6 protein-coding genes are annotated in these 8,055 nt (G+C 53.3%); 2 read left to right on the top strand and 4 right to left on the bottom strand.

What is annotated here, in order from left to right; genetic code table 11:
* Nucleotides 1-338 precede the first annotated feature (338 nt).
* Genes hemG through pepQ form a run of 4 tightly spaced genes read right to left on the bottom strand, consistent with a single transcriptional unit; the run spans nt 339 to nt 4,332 of the window.
* Nucleotides 339-878: a menaquinone-dependent protoporphyrinogen IX dehydrogenase gene (gene hemG, locus HGO41_RS25405; RefSeq protein WP_153376665.1), complete on the bottom strand. Its 540-nt coding sequence runs from the start codon at nt 876-878 to the stop codon at nt 339-341.
* A gap of 22 nt (nt 879-900) precedes the next feature.
* A complete protein-coding gene (trkH, locus tag HGO41_RS25410) occupies nt 901-2,352 on the bottom strand; it encodes a Trk system potassium transporter TrkH (RefSeq protein WP_013577421.1) in 1,452 nt (483 codons plus the stop codon).
* A gap of 37 nt (nt 2,353-2,389) precedes the next feature.
* Entirely contained in the window at nt 2,390-3,001 is a 612-nt protein-coding gene (locus tag HGO41_RS25415; protein ID WP_013577422.1) for an IMPACT family protein, read from the bottom strand.
* A complete protein-coding gene (gene pepQ, locus HGO41_RS25420) occupies nt 3,001-4,332 on the bottom strand; it encodes a Xaa-Pro dipeptidase (protein ID WP_013577423.1) in 1,332 nt (443 codons plus the stop codon). Before pepQ ends, HGO41_RS25415 begins: the two co-directional genes overlap by 1 nt.
* Before the next feature lie 189 nt (nt 4,333-4,521).
* Between pepQ and fadB the strand changes: the two genes are divergently transcribed.
* Together fadB and fadA are read left to right on the top strand one after the other, a co-directional pair.
* Entirely contained in the window at nt 4,522-6,714 is a 2,193-nt protein-coding gene (fadB, locus tag HGO41_RS25425; protein WP_250981633.1) for a fatty acid oxidation complex subunit alpha FadB, read from the top strand.
* Between the two features lie 11 nt (nt 6,715-6,725).
* A complete protein-coding gene (fadA, locus tag HGO41_RS25430) occupies nt 6,726-7,889 on the top strand; it encodes an acetyl-CoA C-acyltransferase FadA (RefSeq protein WP_119262166.1) in 1,164 nt (387 codons plus the stop codon).
* The last annotated feature ends 166 nt before the right edge of the window (nt 7,890-8,055 follow it).

The following is an 8,055-nucleotide window of genomic DNA, read 5'->3' on the forward strand; positions in this document are numbered from 1 at the left end:
GATATTTTTTGCCACCGAAGTGGCTGATATCGTCTTGTGAGTGCCCACACAGATTGTCTGATAAATTGTTAAAGAGCGTACGTTGCGAGACTTAACTCAGCAACGTGGGAGGCAGATAATACTCTTTCTCCCTGAAGAGTCAACCATTTTCTTTTACAAGATGCGGTGTTTTCACCGGGTTGATTCTTCCTGACTGGGCGACTTGGTTCTTGTTAGAGGAGTCGTTGTTCCCGGTCAGTGGAGGCGCATTATAGGGAGTTCTCAGAAGGCCGCAACCCCTAATTTCAAAAAATTTTCTGAATGCTTTCTTTTTGGCCTGAACGTCTATTAAGCCCGCATTAGTGCGATTTTTTATACGATATTTGCCCAAAATCTTCAGCGAATTTGGCCACCTGCTGCCAGTCGGTATATTCCACTTCTTTACGGGTATCTGTTTCACCACCTGTCATCCGCATAATCAGTTGGATCATTATCTTATCGAACCAGCGATATCGCGGATAACGTAATGCGCCAGCAAAGACACCGCACATTGCCGGTTCCCACGGGGATGCCAGCAGGAATTTACGTACATAGGCATTAGTCTGTGGCGTTCGTTTTTCGGGTTTGCGCGCTGTCAGGTTGACGCCGAAAAAAGCCGACGGCATGTGATTCAAGGTTTCGGCGTGTTTTTTAACGAACTTATCCAGTACCGGGTTAAAGTGGCCGTAACGTATAGAAGCGCCGATCATCACCTGGTCATAGCTTTTCAAATCGACATGTTCCGCATGTACCAGATCAACAACATCGCAGTTGCACTTTTCTTTCAGCTCACTTGCTATATAAGAAGCGATAGCATGTGTCTGCCCGTCACGACTTGAATAGAGTATCAACGCTTTCATACTTGTTTCCCTTTCTTAAAACTCATTCCCGCCAGAACGTCGGCGTGAACAGCACTAATAATGTGAAGACTTCCAGACGACCAAACAACATGGTGACGATCAGGATCCATTTCGCCACGGAATTCATCGAAGCAAAGTTATCAGCCACCACCCCCAGCCCCGGGCCAAGGTTATTGAGTGTGGCGGTAACCGCAGCAAAGGCGGAGAAGTTATCCACACCGGTGGCAACAATCGCCAGCATGCTGACAATAAATACCAGCGCGTAAGCGGAGAAGAAACCCCATACCGCTTCTATGATACGTTCAGGCAACGCGCGGTTACCCAATTTGATGGTGTAAACCGCATTCGGGTGAACCAGCCTTTTCAGCTCGCGCGAACCCTGTAAATAAAGCAAAAGAATACGGATCACTTTAAGACCGCCGCCCGTTGAACCGGCACAACCACCAATAAAAGCAGAGCACAATAATAGAAGCGGCAGGAACAGCGGCCATTTGGAAATACTGTCAGTGGTATAGCCTGCGGTGGTGGCCATTGATACCACCTGGAAGAATGCCTGATTGAGCGTTTCCAGCGGCGAGCCGTAGGTATTGTGGATCCACAGAATCACCGTGCAGATGACGACCAGCGTGAACTGCACGCCGATAAACATGCGAAATTCCGGATCACGCCAGTATACCTTGAGGTTTCGCCCGCTCAGCACCGCAAAGTGCAGGCCGTAGTTACAGCCGGAGATCAACAGGAATACCGCCACAATGGTATTAATCGTTCCGCTATGGAAATAGCCGATGCTGGCATCATGCGTCGAGAAGCCACCGATAGCGATAGTCGAGAAACTGTGGCTGATGGCATCAAAGACCGGCATACCGGCGCCCCATAATGCCAGCGCACAGGCGATGGTCAGCAGCACATAGATAAGCCACAGCGTTTTTGCTGTTTCGGCGATACGCGGGCGCATCTTGTTATCTTTCAGCGGCCCCGGCATTTCGGCGCGATACAACTGCATTCCGCCGACCCCCAATATCGGCAGAATGGCTACCGCGAGCACAATGATCCCCATACCACCAAACCATTGCAGCATCTGCCGGTAGAAGAGAATCGCTTTCGGCAAAGAATCCAGCCCGACCAGCGTGGTCGCGCCCGTCGTCGTCAGGCCGGAGAAAGATTCAAAGAAAGCATCGGTAAGGGAAAGATTCGGCCGCTCGGAGAACAGAAAAGGCAATGCCCCGACGCTGCCCAGCACCGTCCAGAACAGCACCACAATCAGGAAACCTTCCCGTGGCTTCAGCTCACTTTTCTGCTTCCGGTTTGGCAGCCAGAGAAATAACCCAATCGCCAGGGCGACAAAGAAGGTCTGACTGAACGCACGCCCCGCACCATCGCGGTAAATTAAAGCGACCAGACCGGGAATAATCATCGTTCCCGAGAAAAGGATGACGAGCACCCCCACAATGCGTGTTATGGCACGAAAATGCATGCTGGTGCGTTCCTCAGCGAATTAACCATAGAAAAATTTAAGAAACCGGACGCAGGATTAGCGTGCCACGGCTGATATCGAACAAATGGCTGACGGTTGCCGGTGCATCTGCGGCAGGCAACGCCAGAACGAGATCCACCGCCGCGCCGTATTCACTGCGTAAAATATGCCCGCCAACCTGCAAAAGCAGCGTTTCCACCAGCTGTAACTGGCTGTAATCACACTGCACCGCGAACTCCGCCAGCGGAACCTTTTGCTGCACGATAAGTTGTTTTAATGCCTGCTGAACACCGCCGCCGTAGGCTTTCACTAACCCGCCAGTACCCAGCATTATGCCACCGTAATAACGCACCACGACGGCGGTGATCTCCCCGACTCCGCTTCCCATCAGCTGACTTAAGATCGGTTTACCGGCTGTGCCCGCCGGTTCGCCATCATCAGAAAAGCCCAGTTGCTGAGAATCAGCAGGCGCGCCAGCTACAAACGCCCAGCAGTGATGACGCGCTGCCGGATGCTGGTTTCTGACCTCCTGAATAAAAGCCTTTGCCACTTCAACTCCCTCAGTTCTCGCCAGCAGGGTGATGAAGCGACTCTTCTTTATTTCTTCGCTGAAACTGACAGGCTCAGCGGGGACGGGATAAGGCTGCATCAGGCCAGCTTCAGATCACGTGTCATATTTTCGATACGATTATCGTGGATGACAATGTTGTCTTCGATACGAATGCCGCCAAATGACTTCATGGCATTGATGCGATCCCAGGCAAAGTGTTTGCTAAACTGCCCTTCGCGCCACGGTAACAGCAACGAATCGATGAAATACAAACCCGGCTCGATAGTCAGCACCATGCCTGGCTCAATCACACGGGTACAACGCAGGTAGGGATATTGCGAAGGCGCGGCCAGATGCGTGCCGGTATCATCCTGCATAAACCCGGCAACATCGTGAACCTGTAACCCCAGCGGATGCCCCAGACCATGCGGCAGGAAAGGCCCGGTCAGGTTCTGTTCCACCATGGCGTCTTCACTAATATCCACCACCAGCTTATGCGCTTTCAACAATTTGGCGATACGGTGATGCATCTGAACATGATAGTCGGTATAGCGCACACCGGCTTTAATCGTATCAATTAACGCAAGTTCTTCCGTATTGAGATCTTTCACGAGTGCTGCGAAATCACTGTCCGGTTTTGCGGCATAGGTACGCGTCAGATCGGCGGCATAACCGTTATATTCTGCACCGGCATCAAGCAGGAAGCTGTGCATTTCGGCAGGCGGCTGATTATCGAGCGTAGTGTAATGCAGTACAGAAGCGTGTTCATTGAGCGCGACAATGTTGCTGTAAGGCACATCGGTATCACGATGACCGGTAGCAGTGAGATACGCCAGATTGATATCAAATTCGCTCATGCCGGAAAGGAACGCTTCTTTCGCCGCGCGATGGCCACTGACCGCGACTTTCTGCGCTTCACGCATACAGGCCAGTTCATAGTCTGTTTTGTAAGCGCGATGATAATGCAGGAAATCCAGTACCACTTTCGGATTCACGTTCGCCGCAGGGATACCCATGCTGATCGCACGTTCCTGACTGTAACCGATGTAACCCACACGTTTGAGATCAACCGGCAACTGGCCTTTGATATCGTCAGCGTTGGCCAGCGGCGTCAGGGAAATCTCTTTCGTCCAGAAGGACTCCGGCAGCGGCTCATGGCTGTGCCAGTAATCCACCGGAGAATAGAACCACAGCTTCGGCGCATTCACGCCATCCACCCACAACCAGCAGTTCGGCACTTTGGTGACCGGCACCCAGGCTTTGAACTGCGGATTGACTTTGAAGGGATAACTGTGGTCATCAAGGAAGGTCGTCAGCAACTCACCGGAGTGAATCAGTAACGCATCAAGCTGAGAACGTTGCAGAATTTCACGGGCACGCGTCTGCAGCGTGGCGATATGTTCTTTATAAAGCGTAGTAAGCGATTCCATCCAACTGTCCTTTTTTCACCTGAATGACGATGCAGCATCTTACCACAGCCTCACCGCGACCATAGTCCCGGAAGGTTTGTGATCTTGCCTGCAAATAAAACACATCTCATTTGCAAATTATTAACATAAAAACCACACTCCAAAACATCTGGTCATACCAGATCATCCCAGATGATTCAGGAGAGACACATGCTCTACCAAGGCGAAACACTACACCTGCACTGGCTCGACGGCGGTATCGCGGAGCTGGTGTTTGATGCTCCAGGCTCGGTCAACAAACTCGACACCCAAACTGTCGCCAGCCTGGGCGAAGCCATTGCAGTACTTGAAAAACAGTCTGACCTGAGAGGTCTGCTGCTCAGTTCGGCCAAACCAGCGTTTATCGTGGGCGCGGATATCACCGAATTTTTATCCCTGTTCAACGCGCCAGCCGAAAAACTGCATGAATGGCTGGATTTCGCCAACAGCATTTTTAACCGGCTGGAAGACCTGCCGGTACCGACACTTTCTGCCATCAGCGGTTATGCGCTGGGCGGCGGTTGCGAATGCGTGCTGGCGACAGATTTTCGTATCAGCACTGCCGATGCCCGGATTGGCCTGCCGGAAACCAGTTTAGGGATTATGCCGGGCTTCGGCGGTTCCGTACGTCTGCCACGTCTGATTGGGACCGATAGTGCGCTGGAAATTATCGCCGCCGGTAAAAATATCAGCGGAAAAGAGGCCCTGAAAGTCGGGCTGGTCGATGCAGTGGTTGAAGCCGATAAACTGCGCGACGCTGGCATCAGCATGCTGAGAAACGCCGTTGACGGCAAACTGGAATGGCATAACCGTCGTGATCCTAAACGTCTGCCGTTGAAACTCAGCCAGATTGAAGCGGCGATGAGCTTCAGCGTCGCCAAAAGTATGGTCATGCAAAATGCCGGTAAACACTATCCGGCGCCCATGAGCGCGGTGAAAACCATAGAAGCCGCGGCCCGTCTGGGTCGCGATGAAGCGTTGCAGCTGGAAACCGCCAGCTTTGTGCCGCTCGCACAATCAAAAGAAGCCCGCGCACTGGTCAGTATTTTCCTTAACGATCAGTTTGTGAAAAGCAAAGCCAAAAAACTGGCGCAAGACAGCGAAAAACCGAAACAGGCCGCCGTATTGGGCGCGGGCATTATGGGCGGCGGGATCGCCTACCAGTCTGCGCTGAAAGGCGTGCCGGTTGTGATGAAAGATATCAACGACCAGTCCCTGACGCTCGGCATGAACGAGGCTGCCAAGTTGCTGAACAAGCAACTGGAGCGCGGTAAACTCGACGGTCTGAAAATGGCTAAAGTGCTGTCGACCATTCATCCGACGCTGGATTACAGCGGCATCGAACGTGCCTCTGTGGTCGTTGAAGCCGTGGTCGAGAATCCTAAAGTGAAGGCCGCGGTGCTGGCGGAAGCGGAATCTCTGCTCGGCACCGATACCGTTCTGGCCTCGAATACCTCGACCATTCCTATCGATCTGTTGGCGTCTTCGCTCAAACGCCCGGAAAACTTCTGTGGTATGCACTTCTTCAACCCGGTGCATCGTATGCCGCTGGTCGAAATCGTGCGTGGTGAGAAAACCTCAGACAAAACGATTTCGCGCATCGTTTCTTACGCACTGGCGATGGGTAAAACGCCTATCGTGGTCAACGACTGCCCGGGATTCTTCGTCAACCGCGTACTGTTCCCGTATTTCTCCGGTTTCAGTCTGTTACTGCGTGATGGCGCTGATTTCCGCCAGATCGACAAAGTGATGGAAAAACAGTTCGGCTGGCCGATGGGTCCGGCTTATCTGCTGGATGTGGTCGGCATCGACACCGCGCATCACGCCCAGGCCGTGATGGCCGCCGGTTTCCCTGAGCGCATGGCGCGGGATTACCGTGACGCTGTTGATGTGCTGTTTGATAACCGTCGTTTTGGGCAGAAAAATCAACTCGGTTTCTACCGTTACAGCGAAGACAGCAAAGGCAAGCCGCGCAAGGAAGTTGACGAACAGGCGATCAGTCTGCTGGCCGACAACCTGAAACCAGCACACACTGACTTCTCACCGCAGGACATCATCGCCCGCATGATGATTCCGATGATTAACGAAGTGGTGCGCTGCTTTGAGGAAGGCATTATTGCCAGCCCGGCCGAAGCCGACATGGCGCTGGTCTACGGCATCGGATTCCCTCCTTTCCACGGCGGCCCGTTCCGTTATCTGGATACCCTCGGCGCCACTGAGTATCTGAAAATGACTGAACAGTATGCACATCTGGGGCCGATGTATCAGGCACCGGAAGGGCTACGCGCTAAAGCGCAAACCAATGAAAGTTACTATCCGGTTGCCGCTCCGCTGGAAAACTTCAGCACCGGTAATCAGGCATAAGGACCGAAATCATGGAAAACGTAGTCATTGTTGACGCAGTCCGCACGCCAATGGGCCGTTCAAAAGGCGGCGCATTCCGCCATGTCAGGGCTGAAGATCTCTCCGCGCATCTGATGCGTGCCGTACTGGCCCGTAATCCGGCGCTGAACGCCAAAGATATTGATGATATTTACTGGGGCTGCGTCCAGCAGACGCTGGAACAAGGCTTCAACATTGCCCGTAACGCGGCGCTGCTGGCGGAAATACCGCACAGTGTTCCCGCGACTACGGTCAACCGTCTGTGCGGCTCTTCCATGCAGGCACTGCACGACGCGGCCCGCGCCATTATGGTCGGTGACGCACAGGTCAGCCTGATCGGCGGTGTGGAACATATGGGTCATGTGCCGATGAATCATGGTGTGGATTTCCATCCGGGGCTGAGCAAAACCGTAGCGAAAGCCGCAGGGATGATGGGACTGACGGCGGAAATGCTGGCAAAAATGCACCAGATCAGCCGTGAAATGCAGGATGAATTTGCCGCACGTTCACATCAGCGTGCTCATGCAGCCACCGTAGCCGGGCATTTCGCTAACGAAATTGTGCCGACCGAAGGCCATAACGCCGATGGCGTTCTGACCCGTTATGATTTCGACGAAGTGATCCGCCCGGAAACGACGGTCGCCACACTGGCAGCTTTACGCCCGGCGTTCGATCCGGTGAATGGCACTGTCACGGCGGGAACTTCTTCTGCCCTCTCCGACGGCGCATCGGCGATGTTACTGATGAGTGAATCCCGTGCCAAATCTTTAGGTCTGAAAGCCCGTGCCCGCATCCGCGCTATGGCGGTGGTGGGCTGCGACCCGTCCATTATGGGTTATGGCCCGGTGCCGGCAACGCGTCTGGCTCTGAAACGCGCCGGACTGAGCGTGCAGGACATCGGTCTGTTCGAACTGAACGAAGCCTTCGCCGCACAAGCCTTGCCGTGTGTGAAAGATTTGGGACTGCTGGAAACTATGGAGGATCGCGTCAACCTGAACGGCGGTGCCATTGCGCTCGGTCACCCGCTCGGCTGCTCCGGCTCACGTATTTCCACCACACTGCTGAACCTGATGGAGCGCCGCGACGTCCAGTTTGGCGTTGCGACCATGTGTATCGGTTTAGGTCAGGGCATTGCGACCGTTTTCGAACGCATCTGATTCTCTCTTTGTGCAAAAACAAAAAAGCGGGCATTTAGCCTAATGCCGGTCACTTAAGGTGACCGGCATTGTTTTTTAAGGGATATTTTGACCTTTTTTCTCTCACTTCCCTCGCATATTCACGCTCACGTCTCGAGGGCAGTTTTAGCATCGCTGCGTTGCTGTA

Source organism: Rahnella sp. CG8, from assembly GCF_023701875.1.
Taxonomy (GTDB): Bacteria; Pseudomonadota; Gammaproteobacteria; order Enterobacterales; family Enterobacteriaceae; genus Rahnella; species Rahnella aceris.

Coding starts and splice junctions, on each gene's coding strand:
- hemG (WP_153376665.1), bottom strand. CDS start 878: ATGAAAGCGTTGATACTCTATTCAAGTCGTGACGGGCAGACACATGCT.
- trkH (WP_013577421.1), bottom strand. CDS start 2,352: ATGCATTTTCGTGCCATAACACGCATTGTGGGGGTGCTCGTCATCCTT.
- HGO41_RS25415 (WP_013577422.1), bottom strand. CDS start 3,001: ATGCAGCCTTATCCCGTCCCCGCTGAGCCTGTCAGTTTCAGCGAAGAA.
- pepQ (WP_013577423.1), bottom strand. CDS start 4,332: ATGGAATCGCTTACTACGCTTTATAAAGAACATATCGCCACGCTGCAG.
- fadB (WP_250981633.1), top strand. CDS start 4,522: ATGCTCTACCAAGGCGAAACACTACACCTGCACTGGCTCGACGGCGGT.
- fadA (WP_119262166.1), top strand. CDS start 6,726: ATGGAAAACGTAGTCATTGTTGACGCAGTCCGCACGCCAATGGGCCGT.